We start from the raw sequence: 17,489 nt of genomic DNA on the forward strand, positions 1-17,489 counted from the left end.
CCGGGCATCAACGCTTGGCGATGATGTACACCGCATGCACGATGCCTGGAATGTACCCCAGCAAGGTCAGCAGGATGTTCAGCCAGAACGCCCCACCGAAGCCCACCTGGAGAAATACCCCCAGTGGCGGCAGGATGATGGCGATGATGATGCGAATGAAATCCATGCGAAACGCTCCTTGAAGGGTTTCAACAAAGACTAGCTGCACCGCGCAGTGGTTCCATCACTGAACGCCAGGCAAAAAAAACGCCCCGAGCCAAACACTACAGGCCAAGGGCGATGCGCAGAAACGCGAGACGGTTCGTTGAATTCGTTACGCCGGGGGGCCGGTCAGGCCGGCACTTCGCGGCGGTTGGCTTGCTGGGTGTGCAAACGGGCAAAGGCGCGGGCCAAGCGCAGGAGCATCTCGTCGATGTTGCCCTTGCTCACGGTCAGGGCCGGCGAGAAGCGCACCACATCGGCCTGCGGTGCATTGAGCAGCAGCCCTTCATGCAGCGCGGCCTCGACCAAGGCTGCGGCGGCGTCATCGCGCAACTGCAGGCCCCACAGCAGGCCCTGGCCGCGCACCTCGCCCTGGCCATAGCGCCCGGCCAGGCGGCTGAGGCCGTCGCGCAGGTGCCGGCCACTGTCCTGCACCTGCTCGCAGAACCCCGGCTCCAGCACGGTCTGCAATACCGCAAGCCCGGCGGCGGTCATCAGTGCGTTACCGTGGTGGCTGCCTTGCAGCTCACCGGGTGCGGCGCAGCAGGCCGAACCACGGGCCAGTAACGCCGCCAGAGGCACACCTCCGCCCAAGCCCTTGCCCAGGGTGACGATGTCGGCCCGCACGCCGTAGGTGTGTTCTGCCAACAGGGCACCGCAACGCCCTACGCCGGTTTGCACCTCGTCGAGAATCAGCAGGATGCCCAGTTCACGGCACAGCTGCTCGACACCCTTGAGGTATTCACGGGTGGCCGGGATCACACCGGCCTCACCCTGGATCGGTTCGAGCATGATCGCCACGGTGCGCGAGTCCACCGCCGCATGCAGCGCGGCCAGGTCGTTGAACGGCACCTTGCTGAAGCCCGGCAGCCCCGGCTCGCAGCGGTTGCACGGCAGCGGGTCGGAGGCCGACAGCGCACCCAGGCTTCGCCCGTGGCAGCCCTGGCTGGCGGTAATGATGTGGTAGGCGCCGTTACGGTGCAGCTGGCCCCACTTGCGCGCCAGCTTGATCGCCCCTTCACAGGCCTCGGCGCCGCTGTTGAGCAGGTAGGCTTGGTCACTGCCGGTGCTCTGGCACAGGAGCTCGACCAGCCTGAGCAGGCTGCGGCTGTGGTAGCCCGCGCCTGGGTTGATCAATGCCTGGGCCTGGTTGCCCAACGCCTTGACCAGCACGCTCGGGCTGTGGCCGAGGCTGTTGACCGCGCCGCCCTGGGTGAAGTCCAGGTAGGCATGCCCTTCACTGTCCCACAGCCAGGAACCCTGGCCACGCACGAACACCTGCGCCGCGTGCTCGCTGCCGGGCATCAGCCGTTCGCGCGATAACTGCGCCGTGGCGGGCTCGGGCGCCGAAACAGGCTTGGGCGCTGCCACGGCAGGGGCCGGGCGACGCAGGTTGAACAGGTTCATCAGGGCTCCAGCCATTCACGGTCGGCGGCGATCAAGGCCTCCGGTCGAATGCCGAATTTGATATTTTGCCTTGCCTATCAAAAGTGTTTTGCATCCGGGGTAACAATCACGCTCGGTGATCGCTGTAACCCACTGGAATACGGCGATAGACTAGGCCTCGGGGCGCTTCGGGGCCATTTGGTTTTTTCAGCTTTTTCGATAAGTGTTACTTATGGATTTTCGCCAACTGCGTTATTTCGTCGCGGTGTATGAAGAAGGCCATGTGGGCCGCGCCGCCGAACGCCTGTCACTCTCCCAGCCGGCCCTGTCGCAACAGATCCGTCAGCTGGAGCACAGCCTCGACCTGAGCCTGTTCGAACGCAGCAACAAACGCCTGCTGCCAACCCTGGCTGCCCACACCCTGTACAACCACGCTCTGCCCCTGCTCGATGGCCTGCAGCGGGCCCACGAGGCCATGCGCAACTTCAAGGGTCAGTCGCTGCGTACCTTGGCCATCGGCGTGCTGCAGACCGTGCGCCCAAGCCTGGTACCGCAGCTGCTGGAACGCGTGCGCAAGGCTCAGCCGCACCTTGTGGTGCAGATCTATGAACTGTCGGGGCTGGAGATCGAGCGACGCTTGCTCAACGGTAACCTGGATATCGGAATCAGCTACCTGCCACCGCGCCAACCGGGGCTGCATGGCCTGTTGCTGTATGAGGACGAGTTGCAGCTGGTCATCCCCAATACCCACCCCTTGAAAGACTTCAAGAAGGTCTCGCTACGCCAGGCGGCCGAACTGCCGATGCTGATGCTGGGTGAAGAGTTCCAGATCCGCCAGATCTGGAAGGCGCAACTGGCCAACCTGGGCCGCAGGCCGCAGGTACAGGCGGAGATGAACAACATGGCGGGGATTCTCGACAGCCTGGCGCACACGGCGCTGGCTACCGTCCTGCCAGGGCGGGCCAAAGACGCTGCCGAGGATGACCAGGCACTGCTGTGGAAGCCCTTGAGCGAGCCACGGGTACCGCTGAAGGTCGGCCTGGTGTTCCGCGATGCCCAGCGCCAGCAGGCGTCTGTGGAGCTGCTGCGCACCCTGCTGGAAGCAGAGACCGACGCGCGCCAGCTGGGCGTATCGCCGCTGGACGTGCTCGGCTGAAAAACACGCGCACAAAGAAAACCCCGCCGAAGCGAGGTTTCCTAGACTGTTTCCCTGTGACATCCCTATCTCCCCACCGTCCTGGCAGGATCCTTTCGTGTCCCTGTTTGTCCATTGCGCTTCCTGCGCTACGTCCATGTAAGAAAGAGTAACCGTGGATCCAATCTTAGGAAAGGGGCGAAAAGTCACCGCGTCATGTAAGCCAAAGCTTACAAAAGCGTTCATTGGCAAACGGCGAGGTCAGCAGGGGGTGATGCTTCCAGCTTTGCGATCAATCCGACACTCCCGTGACAATATGCCTACAAGCAGGGCCACGAAAATCGTGGCCCTGCTTAAGCGCTGCCGATCGAGGCGCCGGACGGGCTGGAGTGGGCGGCAGGGCAGCCCACAGGTTGATCAGAACTGTTCAGCGTCCAGCAGGTAGAGCGAATCACTCCCCGCCTTCACCGAAGCCACCAGCGAATGCACCCGTGGCAGCAGCCGCGCGAAGTAGAACCGTGCGGTCCCCAGCTTGGCCCCGTAGAAGTCGGCATCGCCCTCGCCCGCCTTGGCCGCTCGGGCCATCAGTGCCCACATGTAGGCATAGGCGACATAACCGAACGCGTGCAGGTACTCCACCGACGCCGCACCAATCTCGTTAGGGTTGCCCTTGGCTTTGTCCAGCACCCAGGCCGTCAGTTCGTCGAGCTGGTCGAGGGAGGCCGCCAGCGGCTTGGTGAACTCACCCAACTCGCTGCCAGCGGCGGCGACAAACTGGCGGATCTCGTCGGCAAACAGCTGGTAGTAGGCGCCACCGCTGGCCACCACCTTGCGACCGACCAGGTCCAGGGCCTGGATGCCGTTGGTGCCTTCGTAGATCTGGGTGATGCGCACATCACGTACCAGTTGCTCCTGGCCCCACTCACGGATATAGCCGTGGCCACCGAACACCTGCTGGCCGTGCACGGTGCACTCCAGGCCCAGGTCGGTGAGGAAGGCCTTGGCCACTGGCGTCAGCAGGGCCACCAGTTCTTCGCTGCGTTTGCGGGTCGCGGCGTCTTCGCTGTACTTGGCGCTGTCGAGCTGCAGTGCCACGTAGCTCGAGAAGGCCCGGCCACCTTCGATCAGCGCCTTCATGGTCAGCAGCATGCGACGCACGTCCGGGTGGACGATGATCGGGTCGGCGACCTTGTCCTTGGCTTGCGGGCCGGTCGGTGCGCGGCTCTGCAGGCGGTCACGGGCGTACTCGACGGCGTTCTGGTAAGAGCGCTCGGCCGAGGCCAGGCCCTGGATGCCAACACCCAGGCGCTCGTAGTTCATCATGGTGAACATGGCGGCCAGGCCCTTGTTCGGTTCACCCACGATATAGCCGACTGCCTCGTCGAAGTTCATCACGCAGGTGGCCGAGGCCTGGATGCCCATCTTGTGCTCGATCGAGCCGCAGTTGGCCGGGTTGCGCGCACCGAGGCTGCCGTCTTCGTTGACCAGGAACTTGGGCACCAGGAACAGCGAAATGCCCTTGGGGCCAGCCGGGGCGTCCGGCAGCTTGGCCAGCACCAGGTGGATGATGTTCTCGGTGAGGTCGTGCTCGCCACCGGTGATGAAGATCTTGGTGCCGCTGACCTTGTAGCTGCCGTCGGCCTGCGGTTCGGCCTTGGTGCGGATGATGCCCAGGTCGGTACCGGCGTGGGGCTCGGTCAGGCACATGGAACCGGCCCAGACGCCGGCGTACATGTTCGGCAGGTATTTTTCCTTCAGCGCCTCACTGGCGTGGGCGTTGATCGACAGGCAGGCACCGGCGGTGAGCATCGGGTACAGGCCGAACGCCAGGCTCGAGGCGTTGACCATCTCTTCGACCTGGGCGGAAATCGCCTTGGGCATGCCCATGCCGCCGAACAGCGGATCGCCCCCCACACCCACCCAGCCACCTTCGGCAAAGGTCTGGTAGGCCTCGATGAAGCCTGCCGGGGTGCGCACCGCGCCGTTGTCCCAGTGGCAGCCTTCTTCGTCGGCGGCACGGCTCAGCGGGGCAATGGTCTTGCTGGTGACCTTGCCGGCCTCCTCCAGCACGGCCATGGCGGTGTCGGCATCGACCGTCTCGGCCAGGGCGGGCAGTTGCGACCAGAGTGCGGCCACATCGAAGACTTCATTGAGAACGAAGCGCATATCGCGCAGGGGCGCTTTATATTCAGCCATGACAACCTCTCGCTATAAGGGTCGGGGCGGTCCGACGGGACCGCGGCACTGGGTTGTAGCCAGTGTAACCGAACAACTTTTTCGAGACATAGGGTCATCATGCGACTGAATATCCAATTATGGTCACGCCATTCGTATGGCACCGCGCTGTGATTGCTGGCCGAAGGTCATCACGCAGTTACGCCCCGCGCCCTTGGCGCTGTACAGGGCCTGGTCCGCGGACTTGAGCACTTGCTCGGGGTTGCGATGCTCAAGCTGGCGCTCGGCGATACCGATGCTGATGGTGACCGAAACCGTACTGCTGCCGCTCCCACTACGGCGCTGTCGGCCAGCGCCATCGTCCTGCGGGCGGTTGCTCTGGTCGCGCAGCTGGATGGCGTAGTTGGCGATCATCTCGCGCACCGCCTCCAGGTGCGGCAGGCATTCCTCGGCGGTCTTGCCGGCGAACACCAGGGCAAACTCCTCGCCGCCATAACGGTAGGCCCGGCCACCACCGGTGACTTTGGACAGGCGGCTGGCTACCAGGCGCAGGACCTGGTCACCGACGTCATGGCCATGGGTATCGTTGAATTTCTTGAAGTGGTCGACGTCGCTCATGGCGATCACGTAGTTGCGCCCCAGCCGCTGCATGCGCTCGTTCAAAGCGCGGCGCCCCGGCAGGCCGGTCAGTTCGTCGCGGAAAGCCATCTGATAGGCCTCGTGGGAGACTGCAGCTGCGATCATCAGCATCACCTGGCTGCACATGATGTTCAGGGTGAATGGCAGGATGAAGGTCTTGGGCAGCATCCAGAAGATACCGATCAGCCCGATGACCTGCGCCGCATGCAAGGGCCGGGGCTCGCGCAGGTACTGCACCACCAGCAGGATGAACACGACGATGAACAGCGGGTAGGCCAACTGGATAAGGCTCATCCACTGGCCATGCAGCGACGGCCAGCGGATCTCCGCCAGCCAGCCCAACAGGGCCTCGGGGAAGCTCTGCTCCAGCGCCAGCGCCACGCTGCCGACAGCGAACAGCACGGCAAAGCGGGCGAGCATGTCCTGGGCCAGGTGGGTACGTTCCTGCCAGGCCGCGTACAGGCCGAACAACGCCGGGAGCAGCAGGCAGACCAGGTGGAAGATCACCGCAGCATCCTCGCGCACCCGACCATTGTCGCGGTAGAAGTCGGTCTGGGTGTCGAGCAGGAAATAGGCGATGTACACCGTGACCATCAGAAACAGTTCACGCTGTCGGCGATACACCGCGCAATAGGCCCCGCCCAGCAGCAGGACCAAGGTGGGCAGCACATTGAACAGCGATGTGAAGAAGACACTCAGGTCCCTCACATAGGCCGCGGCAAGGCCCGACAACAAAAGAATCAGCGAAGGCAGGAAGTGGCTCGCGCGTACAGCGGATAGACGAAACAAGGGTAATCTCCGACCCGGCAGATCAATAATGGCATTGTGCCCCTACTTCATCCACTGTGCACCTGAATAGATGAAATTTTGACGTCGGGTTAACGGCAGGCAGGCGTGCATGCTTGAGCCACACTCGTTTCTGGATGCGACATCTCTGCAGACTTTTCCTTGCTTCCTGTAAGAACGGGCTTGCTTCGCGGTCGCGTTGGAGATGCCTGAGCCCCTGTCTAGCGGGCCACCGCCACTGGTCAGCTGAATCGACGGACGAAAAAAAACCGCCTGCCGGTAACGGCAGGCGGTTTTGCTACAACCGGCTGGCTTAGTAGGACAGACCGAAGTCTTCTTCCTTCATCGCCATCAGGTTGTCGGCACCGGACAGGATCGCCGCGACATGCGTGCGAGTGCGCGGCAGGATGCGCTGGAAGTAGAAGCGCGCAGTCTGCAGCTTGGCGGTGTAGAACGCCTCTTCGCTGGTGCCGGCAGCCAGCTTCTCGGCGGCCAGGCGAGCGATGTCGGCCCAGAAGTAGGCCAGGCAGGCGTAGCCGGAGTACATCAGGTAGTCCACCGAAGCGGCACCGACTTCCTCGCGATCCTTCATCGCTGCCATGCCGATCTTCATGGTCAGTTCGCCCCACTCCTTGTTGATCGCGGCCAGCGGCTCGACGAACTCTTTGGTAGCTTCGTTGCCTTCCTGCGACTGGCAGAACTTGTGGACGATCTTGGTGAAGCCCTTGAGCGCCTCGCCCTGGGTCATCAGCACCTTGCGGCCGAGCAGGTCGAGGGCCTGGATGCCGGTGGTGCCTTCGTACAGCATGGAAATGCGGCTGTCGCGCACGTTCTGCTCCATGCCCCACTCGGCGATGAAGCCGTGGCCACCGTAGATCTGCACGCCGTGGTTGGCGGCTTCGAAGCCGACTTCGGTCATGAAGGCCTTGGCGATCGGGGTGAGGAAGGCCAGCAGTGCGTCGGCCTTTTTCTTGGCCTCTTCATCCTGGCTGTACTTGACGATATCCACCTGCTGGGCGGTGAAGTAGACCATCGCACGGTTACCTTCGGCGAAGGCCTTCATGGTCAGCAGCATGCGACGCACGTCGGGGTGGACGATGATCGGGTCGGCCGCCTTTTCAGGCGCTTTCGGGCCGGTCAGGGAGCGCATCTGCAGGCGATCGCGGGCGTACTTCAGGCCGCCCTGGAACGCCACTTCAGCGTGGGCCAGGCCTTGCAGTGCGGTGCCCAGGCGTGCGGTGTTCATGAAGGTGAACATGCAGTTCAGGCCCTTGTTGGCTGGGCCGATCAGGTAGCCAGTGGCGCTGTCGAAGTTCATGACGCAGGTGGCGTTGCCGTGGATACCCATCTTGTGCTCGAGCGAGCCGCAGCTCACGCCGTTGCGCTCACCGACGCCGCCTTCGGCGTTTGGCAGGAACTTGGGCACGATGAACAGGGAGATGCCTTTGGTGCCGGCAGGCGCATCGGGCAGACGGGCCAGGACGATATGGACGATGTTGTCGGCCATGTCGTGTTCACCGGCCGAGATGAAGATCTTGGTGCCGGAAACCTTGTAGCTGCCGTCGGCCTGAGGCTCGGCCTTGGTGCGCAGCATCCCTAAGTCAGTACCGCAGTGCGGCTCGGTCAGGCACATGGTGCCGGTCCACTCACCGGATACCAGCTTGGTCAGGTAGGTGTGCTGCTGCTCGGGGGTGCCGTGCTCGGAGATGGTGTTCATCGCACCATGGGACAAGCCTGGGTACATGCCCCACGACCAGTTCGACTCACCGACCATCTCGCTCAGGGCCAGGCCCAGCGACTCAGGCAGGCCCTGGCCGCCGTGCTCGACGTCATGGGCCAGGCTCGGCCAGCCGCCTTCGACGAACTGCTCGTAGGCTTCCTTGAAGCCGGTCGGGGTTTTCACGCCCGACTCGCTCCAGGTGCAGCCTTCCAGGTCACCGACACGGTTCAACGGGGCCAATACCTGCTCACAGAATTTCGCGCCTTCTTCAAGAATCGCGTCCACCATGTCTGGCGTGGCGTCCTGGCAGGCCGGCAGGCTCGCATAATGCGCCTCATAGCCAAGCAGTTCGTCGCGGACGAAGCGGATATCACGCAAGGGAGCTTTGTAATCAGGCATTGCGATGAACCTCTGTGATGAGTTCTCTGGGGAGACCGCTGACACCGACCAACGCTTGGCGGCTATCGATCAAACAGTTGTTTGAAACTTACGTTTAGGTGGCTGCGATGTCAAGGAAGGCTCAATGGCATTTACGCCGCCCAACATGACATTTACGCCACAACCCTCTAAACGCATCGCGGGGCAAGCCCGCTCCCACGCAATGCCGCAGGGCGGGGCGTGGGAGCGGGCTTGCCCCGCGATGTTGCTGAATGTGAGGTGACGATCAGGCGTAGGTGTCGATGAACCGACCGAGCATTTCGTCCGAGGCCTTGGCGACTTTGGCGCCCAGTTCGACTTCCTGCTTGCCCAGCGCCAGTTGCACGGTGCTGGTGGCCAGGTCCATCTGCTGGCTGCGGTCGACGCCACGCAGGCGCTCGGCCTGGTAATCGGTGGACTGGCTGGTGTTGCCACGCTCGACGGCGCCACTGGCGATCTGCTGGGCAGCCTGGTCGACGCGGTTCTGCCCGTTCTGGATGGCCCCCAGGCCTGCGTAGAAGGCGGAGCTTGCGTTGATTTCCATGTCAGGACTCCGTGACGCTGGGTAATGAACAGGGCTTATTAAAGCAGGCCGGCCGGAAAAAGGCCCGTTTAAATCCCTAATAGCCTAGTGCCAGCCAATAGACCCGGATCATGCCCCCATCCGGCAGGCCGTCTAGTCCAGCAGATCCAGCTGCAGATGCGCGGCCACCGCATCCGCACTCGCCTGCTTGAGCCATGGCACCCGCCCCAGGCAAGGCGCGGGCAGCCGCTCGGCCAGGCTGGAAAGGTTATCTTCCAGCCGCGATGTCCGAGGGTCGACGATATTCGCCACCCAACCGGCCAGTTGCAGGCCATCCCGGGCAATCGCCTCGGCACTGAGCAGGGCGTGATTGATACACCCGAGGCGCACGCCGACCACCAGGATCACCGGCAGCCTCAGGGCAATCGCCAGGTCCGACAGGTTGGCATGGCCCGAAAGCGGCACGCGCCATCCCCCGGCACCTTCGACCAGGGTGAAATCGGCATTCTGCGCCAGCACATGGTGCATGGCTTCCAGCAACGTCGGCACACTCAGCGCTACCCCGGCTTCGCGCGCGGCGACATGGGGCGCGATGGCCGGCTCGAAGGCGAAAGGATTGACCTCCTCATAAGGCAGCTTGATCGAGCTTTCATCGATAAGCGCCAGGGCATCGCTGTTGCGCAACCCCTTGGGGGTGACCGCGCAACCAGACGCCACCGGTTTGGCTGCCAGGGTACTCAAGCCATGCTGTCGCGCCGCATGCAGCAGGCCGGCGGCGATGGTGGTCTTGCCAACGTCGGTGTCGGTGCCGGCGATGAAATAGGCCTGGCTCATGTTACTGCCCCTCTGCCGCAGATTGACGCAGCACACCATAGACCACCTGGTAGGTGGCCGGCAGCCCCTGGGGCTGACGGAACTGCTCGTAAGCCTGCAGCAGCCCCTGCATCCGCGCCCGCCCGGTGAGCCCGGAAGGGCGCCCAGGGTTGAGGTTGTGCGCGCCGAGTGCCTTGAGTTCGTGGGTCAGGCTGCGCACGTCCGGGTAGTGCAGCACATGGGCGCGGCGTTCCAGGCCGATCAGTTCCAGGCCACTGCCCGCGCACAGGCGCTGGTAGTCCTCGAAATGGCGGAAGCGGTTGACGTGGACCATGCCGTCTACCGCCTGCCAACTGGCGCGCAGCTCATCGAGCGTACCGACACACAGGCTGCTGAACGCCATCACACCGCCCGGGCGCAACACCCGCCCGGCCTCGCTCAGGACGCTGCCGAACTGGCCACACCACTGCACCGCCAGGCTGCTGAACAGCAGGTCGACACTGCCATCGGCCAGCGGCAGGCGCTCGGCATCGCCCGCCACGTGATACTGCGCACCACCTTGCTCACGGGCATGGCGCAGCATGCCCTCGGCGATATCCACGGCCACGCCGCTGGCACCGGCGAAACGCGTCGCCAGCACCCGGCTGAAATGCCCCGTGCCGCTGCCCAGGTCAAGCCAGCGCTCAGGCGCCAGGCCGTCCGGCAGTTTGTCCAGCAGGGTCAGCCCCACCGCACGCTGCAAGGCTGCGACACTGTCGTAGCTGGCGGCGGCACGGGAGAACGAAGCCGCCACCTGGCGTTTGTCTGGCAGGCCGCCGGGCAGGCTCGGCTGGGAAAGGTCAGTCATCGCCACTCTCATGCAAAAAACTCTTGATGCCCGCCGCCAGCTCCTGCGGATATTCCAGCAGGAAGGCGTGGGAACTGTCTTCGACCAGGCCGACTTCCACGTCCGGCAACAACTCGCTCAACGCCTTGGCCGCCTCCGCCGGAACCAGCGCGTCACTGCCGGCAAACAGGTGCAGTTGCGGGCCGCCGTACTGCTCCAGTGCCGCGCGGGTATCCAGCTTGGCCAACACTTCCAGGCCGGTGGCCAGGTACAACGGGTCGGTATCGGGCACGCCCACCCCCAACTGACGCAACAAGGTGCGCGGCTGCAACGCGCCGTCGCTGCACAGGGTGCGAAAGCGCTTGAGGGTGACCTGCGTATGGCTGCGGCAGCCATCGAGGAAGGTGCCAAAGGTGTCCGCCGCCATCCCATGGGGCCAGTCCGGCCGGGCGACGAAGCTGGGATTGCTGGCCAGGGTGAGTAGCCCGCAGCAGTGGTCGCCACGCTTGTGGGCCAAGGCGCTGGCGAGCATGCCACCCAGCGACCAACCGCCCAGCCAGGCATCGGCCGGCAACTGCCGGTCGAGGTGTTCGACCCAGGCCTGCACGTCGCTGTGGGGCAGCTCCGGCAGCGGCATCAGCTCCACCTGCAGGCGCAGGTCCTGGGCACGCAGGCTGGCGGCCAGCGGCTCCAGTGACGCAGTACCCAGCCCCCAGCCGGGCAGAAGGATCAAACGGTTACGCATCGGCGGCCTCCAGCGGCGGATAACACTCGGCCAATGCATTCAACAATAGCTGGACCTGCGCCTCACTGTGGGCGGCGCTCAGCGTCACCCGCAGCCGCGCGCTGCCGGCGGGTACGGTAGGTGGGCGAATCGCCGTCACCAGCAGGCCACGCTCGCGCAGCCGACGCGACAACGCCATCGCCCGGGCGGCATCACCGATCAGGATCGGCTGGATCGCCGTGTAGCTGTCCATCAGCTTAAGGCCGATCTGCTCGGCGCCCTCGCGGAACTGGCGGATCAACGCCGCCAGGTGCTCGCGCCGCCAGGTTTCCCGGCGCAGCAGCTCCAGCGCCTTGAGCGTGGCGCAGGCCAGCGCCGGTGGCTGGCTGGTGGTGTAGATGTAGGGGCGGGCGAATTGCACCAGCGCCTCGATCAGTTCCTCGCTGCCCGCGACGAAGGCACCCGCCGTGCCGCAGGCTTTGCCCAGCGTGCCGATCAACACCGGCACATCCTCGATACCCAGCCCGAAGTGCTCGACGATACCGCCACCCTTGGCACCCAAGGTACCCAGGCCATGGGCATCGTCGACCATCAGCCAGGCACCACGGGCGCGGGCCACTTCAGCCAGGGCAGGCAGGTCGGCGCAGTCGCCGTCCATGCTGAACACGCCATCGGTGACCACCAGCGTATTGCCGGTGGCCTTGCCCAGGCGGCTGGCCAGGCTGGCCGGATCGTTGTGCAGGTAGCGGCTGAAACGCGCCCCGCTGAGCAGCCCGCCATCCAGCAACGAGGCATGGTTGAGGCGGTCCTGCAACACCGTGTCGCCCTGCCCCACCAGCGCGGTGATGGCACCAAGGTTGGCCATGTAGCCGGTAGAGAACAACAGCGCCCGCGGGCGCCCGGTCAATTCGGCCAGGGCCTCCTCGACCTGGTGGTGCGGTGTGCTGTGGCCGATCACCAGGTGCGAGGCGCCGCCGCCGACACCCCAGCGCTCGGCGCCGTCGCACCAGGCCTTGATCACCTCGGGGTGGTTGGCAAGGCCCAGGTAGTCGTTGCTGCAGAAGGCCAGCAGCGGCTGGCCATCGACCACCACCTGCGGCCCCTGCGGGCTCTGCAGCAGTGGCCGCTGACGGTAAAGGTCCGCGGCACGCCGTTCGGCCAGCCGCGCGGCGAGGTCGAAGGCCATGCTCAGGCCGAGGCTGCGTCGTAGAACAGTGCGCTGTTGCGCTGCTCGACCACTGCCTGCTCGATGGCGGCCTGATGCACTTCGTCGGCGTGCTCCTCACGGGCTTCGGGCTTGATGCCGAGGCGAGCGAACAGCTGCATGTCCTTGTCGGCCTGCGGGTTGGCGGTGGTCAGCAGTTTTTCGCCGTAGAAGATCGAGTTGGCGCCGGCCATGAAAGCCAGGGCCTGCATCTGCTCGTTCATCTGTTCACGGCCGGCGGACAAGCGCACGTGGGACTTAGGCATGAGGATGCGGGCCACGGCCAGCATGCGGATGAAATCGAACGGATCGACATCTTCCTCTTCAGCCAGCGGCGTGCCGGCGACTTTCACCAGCATGTTGATCGGCACCGATTCCGGGTGCTCAGGCAAGTTGGCCAGCTGGATCAGCAGGCCTGCGCGGTCGTCCAGCGACTCGCCCATGCCGAGGATGCCGCCGGAGCAGATCTTCATGCCGGCATCACGCACGTAGGCCAGGGTCTGCAGGCGTTCGCTGTAGGTGCGGGTGGTGATGATGCTGCCGTAGAACTCCGGCGAGGTGTCGAGGTTGTGGTTGTAGTAGTCCAGGCCGGCCTGGGCCAGGGCCACGGTCTGCTCCTGGTCGAGCTTGCCGAGGGTCATGCAGGTTTCCAGGCCCATGGCCTTGACCCCTTTGACCATCTCCAGCACGTAGGGCATGTCCTTGGCCGACGGGTGCTTCCACGCAGCGCCCATGCAGAACCGGGTGGAGCCGATGGCCTTGGCCCGGGCGGCTTCTTCCAGCACCTTCTGCACTTCCATCAGCTTCTGCTTTTCCAGCCCGGTGTTGTAGTGGCCGGACTGCGGGCAGTACTTGCAGTCTTCCGGGCAGGCGCCGGTCTTGATCGACAGCAAGGTCGATACCTGTACGCGGTTGGGGTCGAAGTGCGCGCGATGCATGGTCTGCGCCTGGAACAGCAGGTCGTTGAACGGCTGCTGGAACAGCGCCTTGACCTCGGCCAGGGACCAGTCGTGACGTGTGGTTGCAATTGTGCTGGCGCTCATCGGCGTTTCCTTATCTATGGTCTGACTGACGCCGGGACAGGAAAGCCCGCCAGCGCATCACGGATAGCCCGCATAGTTACGGAAGGACCATGAACTGTCAACCGAACGCAAAAGCACTGGTTTACAAGTGTATAAATATTGACCATATCTGTTTGCTCTGCGACGAACCCGCGCAACAGCCCTGGCCGCTGTGCATGGCCTGCGAAAGCGAACTGCCCTGGCTCCACGAACAGTGCCGCCGCTGCGGGCTGCCACTGCCGATGGACGGCTTTACCTGCGCCAGCTGCCGCCGCCGCGCGCCGGCGTTCCAACAGGTCGTTGCGTTGTGGCATTACGGCTTTCCGGTCGACAGCCTGATCAGCCGCTTCAAGCACAACAGCCAGTGGCCGATGGGCCGCTTGATGGCACAGTTGCTCGGCCAGGCCCTGGAGCATCGCTTCAACGAGCACCTGCCACGGCCTGACCGGTTGTTGCCCGTCCCCCTGGCCAGCCGTCGCCTGCGCCAACGCGGCTTCAACCAGGCGGCGATGCTGGCCCGCTGGCTGGCCACTCAACTGCAACTGCCCTGCGACGAACAGCTTCTCGAACGCACGCGCGACACCCAGGCCCAGCAGGCCCTGGGGGCCAGGGCCCGGCGGCGCAACCTGCGCCAGGCCTTCGCCCTCGCCCCGGGCGCTGAAGTCGAAGGCCTGCACCTGGCAGTAATCGATGATGTGCTGACCACCGGCGCCACCGCCCAGGCCATCGCCCGCCTGCTGCGCAAACAGGGCGCCCGGCGCGTCGACATCTATTGCCTGGCGCGCACGCCCCGGCCCGATCAGGCTTGACTTGACCGAGTGCGGGCGGCAACGTCGGGCAATCTTCCGCACAACCGAAACCCGCCCATGTCCCTGCCCGCCCTGCTCACCCAGCACATCGCCCGCCGCCCCCAACGCATTGCCCTGCTGCAGCATGTCGCCGAACAAGGCTCGATCACCCGCGCCGCCAAGGCCGCCGGCATCAGTTACAAGGCCGCCTGGGACGCCATCGACGAGCTCAACAACCTCGCCGACCAGCCGTTGGTCGAGCGCAGCACGGGCGGGCGCGGTGGTGGCGGCGCACGGCTGTCCGCCGAGGGCGAACGCGTGCTGCGCCTGTACCAGCGCCTGCAAGCCTTGCAGACACAGATGCTCGAAGCCGCAGAGCACACCAGCGACCTCGACTTGCTCGGGCGCCTGATGCTGCGCACCAGTGCCCGCAACCAGTTGCAGGGGCGAATCAGCGGCCTGCGCCGCGAGGGCCGGCATGACCGGATCAGCCTGACCCTCGGCGGCGGGCTGGAGATTGAAGCCTTGATCACCCGTGGCAGTACCGAACGGCTCGAGCTGACCCTGGGCGCCACGGTGCTGGCGCTGCTCAAAGCGGGTTGGCTGCAGTTGCTGGGCGCCGATGAGCAGGCCGAGCACGGCAGCAATTGCCTCAAGGCCACGGTCGAGGAAGTCCTGGCCGATGACGGCGAGCAGCGTGAAGTACGCCTGGTATTGGGCAACGGCCAGACCTTGTGCGCGATCGCCGAGCAGCCATGGCTGGAGCAGCATCAGGTACAGGCAGGGTGCGAGATCCGGGTGCAGTTCCATCCCTCCTATGTACTGCTGGGCGTACCGGTATAGCGCTGCCCGCGGTTGCCGCGAGGAATGCGCTACCATGCGCCCACGCTGTCCCCGCGCCTGGAGCCTTGTATGTCCCACCCCTTCGACACCCTCACCCCCGACCTCGTGCTGGACGCCGTGGAAAGCCTCGGCTTTCTCAGCGATGCCCGTGTCCTGGCACTGAACAGCTACGAAAACCGGGTCTACCAGGTGGGTATCGAGGACGCGCAGCCGCTGATCGCCAAGTTCTATCGCCCAGGGCGCTGGAGCGACGCGGCCATTCTCGAAGAGCATGCCTATAGCGCCGAACTGGCCGACTGCGAGGTGCCGGTGGTTGCGCCGCTGCAGCACGAAGGCCGTTCGCTGTTCGAGCATCAGGGCTTTCGCTTTGCCCTGTTCCCTCGCCGCGGCGGGCATGCGCCCGAGCCAGGCAACCTCGACCAGCTCTACCGTCTCGGCCAACTGCTCGGCCGCCTGCACGCGGTCGGTGCCACCCGCCCCTTCGAACACCGCGAACAGCTGGCTGTGGACAACTTTGGCCACGCCTCCCTGCGCACCCTGCTCGAAGGCAATTTCGTCCCCCGCGAGCTGCTTCCAGCTTTCGAATCGGTGGCCCGTGACCTGCTCAAGCGCGTCGAGGACATCTACGCACGCACCCCGCACAAGCTGATCCGCCTGCACGGTGACCTGCACCCCGGCAACCTGATGCACCGCGACGAGGCTTACCACGTCGTCGACCTCGACGACTGCCGCATGGGCCCGGCGGTACAAGATCTGTGGATGATGCTCGCCGGCAGCCGCGAAGAGCGCCTCGGCCAGTTGGCCGAACTGATCGACGGCTACAACGAGTTCCACGATTTCGACCCGCGCGAACTGCCCCTGATCGAGCCCCTGCGCGCCTTGCGCCAGCTGCACTACAGCGCCTGGCTGGCGCGGCGCTGGGACGACCCGGCGTTCCCGCCGAGCTTCCCCTGGTTTGGCCAGCCGCGTTACTGGGGCGACCAGATCCTCGCGCTGCGCGAACAGATGGCTGCGCTGGATGAACAACCGCTGAAATTGTTCTAGATGAACAACGTGCTCTGTCTACAATAGGCGTCGCGTTATTTAGCTACCTAAGCAAGGATTCTGCATGCACGCCGCCAACCCGCGCCGCGGGTACATTCTGGGCCTCGGCGCCTACATCATCTGGGGCCTGTTTCCCCTGTACTTCAAAGCCATCCAGAGCGTCCCGGCGGTGGAAATCATCGTCCATCGGGTGCTCTGGTCGGCGCTGTTCGGCTCGTTGTTGCTTCTGGTGTGGAAACACCCCGGCTGGTGGCGCGAACTGCGTGACAACCCACGCCGCCTGGCCATCCTGGCCCTGAGCGGCACGCTGATCGCCGGCAACTGGCTGACTTACGTGTGGGCTGTGAACAACGGGCGCATGCTCGAGGCCAGCCTGGGCTACTACATCAACCCGCTGATCAACGTGCTGCTGGGCATGCTGCTGCTCGGCGAGCGCCTGCGCCGCCTGCAATGGCTGGCGGTAGGGTTGGCGGCATTGGGTGTGGCGCAGCAGGTGTGGCAGGTCGGCAGCCTGCCATGGGTGTCGCTGGCACTGGCGCTGTCGTTCGGCTTCTATGGCTTGATTCGTAAACAGGCGCCAGTGGCCGCGTTGCCGGGGCTGGTGGTGGAAACCTGGATGCTGGTGCCATTGGCCATCGGCTGGCTGCTGCTGCACCCCACTGCCAACAGCGCCAGCCTGGACTTCTTCAGCAGCAGCGAAGCGCTGTGGCTGATCGCCGCCGGCCCGGTGACCCTGGTGCCGTTGGTGTGCTTCAACGCCGCCGCCCGTCACTTGCCGTACACCACCCTGGGCTTCCTGCAGTACCTGGCGCCGACTCTGGTGCTGCTGCAGGCGGTGCTGCTGTTCGGCGAGCATTTGTCGTCCAGCACATTAATGGCCTTCGCCTGTATCTGGGCGGGCCTGGCCGTTTACAGCGTCGATGCCTGGCTCAGTTTGCGTAAGCGCGGCTGATCAAATAACGATCAAAGCCCTGCAGGCCACGCGGCGCGTGGCCTGCAGCAAGCGCTCCAGAGGTTATCCACACCCTCGTCCCCGTGGTTTGTGCACAAGCTACTGATTACGGGGTGTTTTTTGCTCAAATCCCGCCAGCCTGCACCGTTGTTGGGCTGTAGCGGTACGCCCCCAGGTTATCCACAGGAGCGTCCCCGTTAAATCGGGATAACCACCTCAGGGCCGCTTCGCGCCCCATCGCGGCACAAGGCC

16 protein-coding genes are annotated in these 17,489 nt (G+C 64.6%); 5 read left to right on the forward strand and 11 right to left on the reverse strand.

Annotation, left to right across the window (positions count from 1 at the left end; genetic code table 11):
- Positions 1–7: 7 nt before the first annotated feature.
- The gene (locus tag DM373_RS14965; RefSeq protein ID WP_009681539.1) at positions 8–166 is read right to left on the reverse strand and encodes a YqaE/Pmp3 family membrane protein; all 159 of its coding nucleotides are present in this window, start codon (positions 164–166) and stop codon (positions 8–10) included.
- A gap of 164 nt (positions 167–330) precedes the next feature.
- Positions 331–1,608 (reverse strand): aspartate aminotransferase family protein, encoded by a 1,278-nt coding sequence (locus tag DM373_RS14970; RefSeq protein WP_110994311.1) that lies wholly within the window; start codon positions 1,606–1,608, stop codon positions 331–333.
- 211 nt (positions 1,609–1,819) lie between these two features.
- Between DM373_RS14970 and DM373_RS14975 the strand changes: the two genes are divergently transcribed.
- Complete coding sequence (locus tag DM373_RS14975; protein ID WP_110994312.1) at positions 1,820–2,743, forward strand: LysR family transcriptional regulator; 924 nt, start codon at positions 1,820–1,822, stop codon at positions 2,741–2,743.
- A 396-nt stretch (positions 2,744–3,139) separates the two neighbouring features.
- On the opposite strand, the gene DM373_RS14980 is transcribed toward DM373_RS14975, so the two are convergent.
- The 9 genes from DM373_RS14980 to bioB all read right to left on the reverse strand — a co-directional run bounded on the left by DM373_RS14980 (position 3,140) and on the right by bioB (position 13,592).
- Complete coding sequence (locus tag DM373_RS14980) at positions 3,140–4,918, reverse strand: acyl-CoA dehydrogenase C-terminal domain-containing protein (RefSeq protein ID WP_110994313.1); 1,779 nt, start codon at positions 4,916–4,918, stop codon at positions 3,140–3,142.
- A gap of 123 nt (positions 4,919–5,041) precedes the next feature.
- The gene (locus tag DM373_RS14985) at positions 5,042–6,325 is read right to left on the reverse strand and encodes a GGDEF domain-containing protein (RefSeq protein ID WP_110994314.1); all 1,284 of its coding nucleotides are present in this window, start codon (positions 6,323–6,325) and stop codon (positions 5,042–5,044) included.
- A gap of 310 nt (positions 6,326–6,635) precedes the next feature.
- Positions 6,636–8,441, reverse strand: a complete 1,806-nt coding sequence (locus DM373_RS14990; protein ID WP_110994315.1) for a phenylacyl-CoA dehydrogenase — start codon at positions 8,439–8,441, stop codon at positions 6,636–6,638.
- A gap of 265 nt (positions 8,442–8,706) precedes the next feature.
- Positions 8,707–9,003, reverse strand: a complete 297-nt coding sequence (locus DM373_RS14995) for a pyrroloquinoline quinone biosynthesis protein PqqE (protein ID WP_110994316.1) — start codon at positions 9,001–9,003, stop codon at positions 8,707–8,709.
- Positions 9,004–9,135: 132 nt separating this feature from the next.
- Positions 9,136–9,816 (reverse strand): dethiobiotin synthase, encoded by a 681-nt coding sequence (gene bioD / locus DM373_RS15000; RefSeq protein ID WP_110994317.1) that lies wholly within the window; start codon positions 9,814–9,816, stop codon positions 9,136–9,138.
- Between the two features lies 1 nt (position 9,817).
- Positions 9,818–10,642 (reverse strand): malonyl-ACP O-methyltransferase BioC, encoded by an 825-nt coding sequence (gene bioC, locus DM373_RS15005; RefSeq protein ID WP_110994318.1) that lies wholly within the window; start codon positions 10,640–10,642, stop codon positions 9,818–9,820.
- Positions 10,635–11,366, reverse strand: coding sequence for an alpha/beta fold hydrolase (locus DM373_RS15010; RefSeq protein ID WP_110994319.1), 732 nt, complete (start codon positions 11,364–11,366; stop codon positions 10,635–10,637). Before DM373_RS15010 ends, bioC begins: the two co-directional genes overlap by 8 nt.
- Complete coding sequence (bioF, locus tag DM373_RS15015) at positions 11,359–12,531, reverse strand: 8-amino-7-oxononanoate synthase (RefSeq protein WP_110994320.1); 1,173 nt, start codon at positions 12,529–12,531, stop codon at positions 11,359–11,361. Before bioF ends, DM373_RS15010 begins: the two co-directional genes overlap by 8 nt.
- A 2-nt stretch (positions 12,532–12,533) precedes the next feature.
- A complete protein-coding gene (gene bioB / locus DM373_RS15020; RefSeq protein ID WP_110994321.1) occupies positions 12,534–13,592 on the reverse strand; it encodes a biotin synthase BioB in 1,059 nt (352 codons plus the stop codon).
- 89 nt (positions 13,593–13,681) lie between these two features.
- Between bioB and DM373_RS15025 the strand changes: the two genes are divergently transcribed.
- From DM373_RS15025 to rarD, 4 genes are all read left to right on the forward strand, one after another.
- On the forward strand, positions 13,682–14,419 hold the full coding sequence (locus tag DM373_RS15025) for a ComF family protein (protein WP_110994322.1): 738 nt from the start codon (positions 13,682–13,684) through the stop codon (positions 14,417–14,419).
- Positions 14,420–14,476: 57 nt separating this feature from the next.
- Positions 14,477–15,241 (forward strand): TOBE domain-containing protein, encoded by a 765-nt coding sequence (locus DM373_RS15030; protein ID WP_110994323.1) that lies wholly within the window; start codon positions 14,477–14,479, stop codon positions 15,239–15,241.
- Between the two features lie 69 nt (positions 15,242–15,310).
- Positions 15,311–16,285, forward strand: coding sequence for a serine/threonine protein kinase (locus DM373_RS15035; RefSeq protein ID WP_110994324.1), 975 nt, complete (start codon positions 15,311–15,313; stop codon positions 16,283–16,285).
- A gap of 64 nt (positions 16,286–16,349) precedes the next feature.
- Positions 16,350–17,237, forward strand: a complete 888-nt coding sequence (rarD, locus tag DM373_RS15040) for an EamA family transporter RarD (RefSeq protein ID WP_110994325.1) — start codon at positions 16,350–16,352, stop codon at positions 17,235–17,237.
- Positions 17,238–17,489 lie beyond the last annotated feature (252 nt).

Source organism: Pseudomonas sichuanensis (assembly GCF_003231305.1).
Taxonomy (GTDB): Bacteria; Pseudomonadota; Gammaproteobacteria; order Pseudomonadales; family Pseudomonadaceae; genus Aquipseudomonas; species Aquipseudomonas sichuanensis.

Excerpts from the sequence above, each read along its gene's own strand:
- bioD (WP_110994317.1), bottom strand. The coding sequence starts at position 9,816 with ATGAGCCAGGCCTATTTCATCGCCGGCACCGACACCGACGTTGGCAAG.
- DM373_RS15010 (WP_110994319.1), bottom strand. The coding sequence starts at position 11,366 with ATGCGTAACCGTTTGATCCTTCTGCCCGGCTGGGGGCTGGGTACTGCG.
- rarD (WP_110994325.1), top strand. The coding sequence starts at position 16,350 with ATGCACGCCGCCAACCCGCGCCGCGGGTACATTCTGGGCCTCGGCGCC.
- bioC (WP_110994318.1), bottom strand. The coding sequence starts at position 10,642 with ATGACTGACCTTTCCCAGCCGAGCCTGCCCGGCGGCCTGCCAGACAAA.
- DM373_RS15030 (WP_110994323.1), top strand. The coding sequence starts at position 14,477 with ATGTCCCTGCCCGCCCTGCTCACCCAGCACATCGCCCGCCGCCCCCAA.
- DM373_RS15035 (WP_110994324.1), top strand. The coding sequence starts at position 15,311 with ATGTCCCACCCCTTCGACACCCTCACCCCCGACCTCGTGCTGGACGCC.
- DM373_RS14980 (WP_110994313.1), bottom strand. The coding sequence starts at position 4,918 with ATGGCTGAATATAAAGCGCCCCTGCGCGATATGCGCTTCGTTCTCAAT.
- bioB (WP_110994321.1), bottom strand. The coding sequence starts at position 13,592 with ATGAGCGCCAGCACAATTGCAACCACACGTCACGACTGGTCCCTGGCC.
- DM373_RS14970 (WP_110994311.1), bottom strand. The coding sequence starts at position 1,608 with ATGAACCTGTTCAACCTGCGTCGCCCGGCCCCTGCCGTGGCAGCGCCC.
- DM373_RS14965 (WP_009681539.1), bottom strand. The coding sequence starts at position 166 with ATGGATTTCATTCGCATCATCATCGCCATCATCCTGCCGCCACTGGGG.
- DM373_RS14975 (WP_110994312.1), top strand. The coding sequence starts at position 1,820 with ATGGATTTTCGCCAACTGCGTTATTTCGTCGCGGTGTATGAAGAAGGC.
- DM373_RS14995 (WP_110994316.1), bottom strand. The coding sequence starts at position 9,003 with ATGGAAATCAACGCAAGCTCCGCCTTCTACGCAGGCCTGGGGGCCATC.
- bioF (WP_110994320.1), bottom strand. The coding sequence starts at position 12,531 with ATGGCCTTCGACCTCGCCGCGCGGCTGGCCGAACGGCGTGCCGCGGAC.
- DM373_RS15025 (WP_110994322.1), top strand. The coding sequence starts at position 13,682 with ATGAACTGTCAACCGAACGCAAAAGCACTGGTTTACAAGTGTATAAAT.
- DM373_RS14990 (WP_110994315.1), bottom strand. The coding sequence starts at position 8,441 with ATGCCTGATTACAAAGCTCCCTTGCGTGATATCCGCTTCGTCCGCGAC.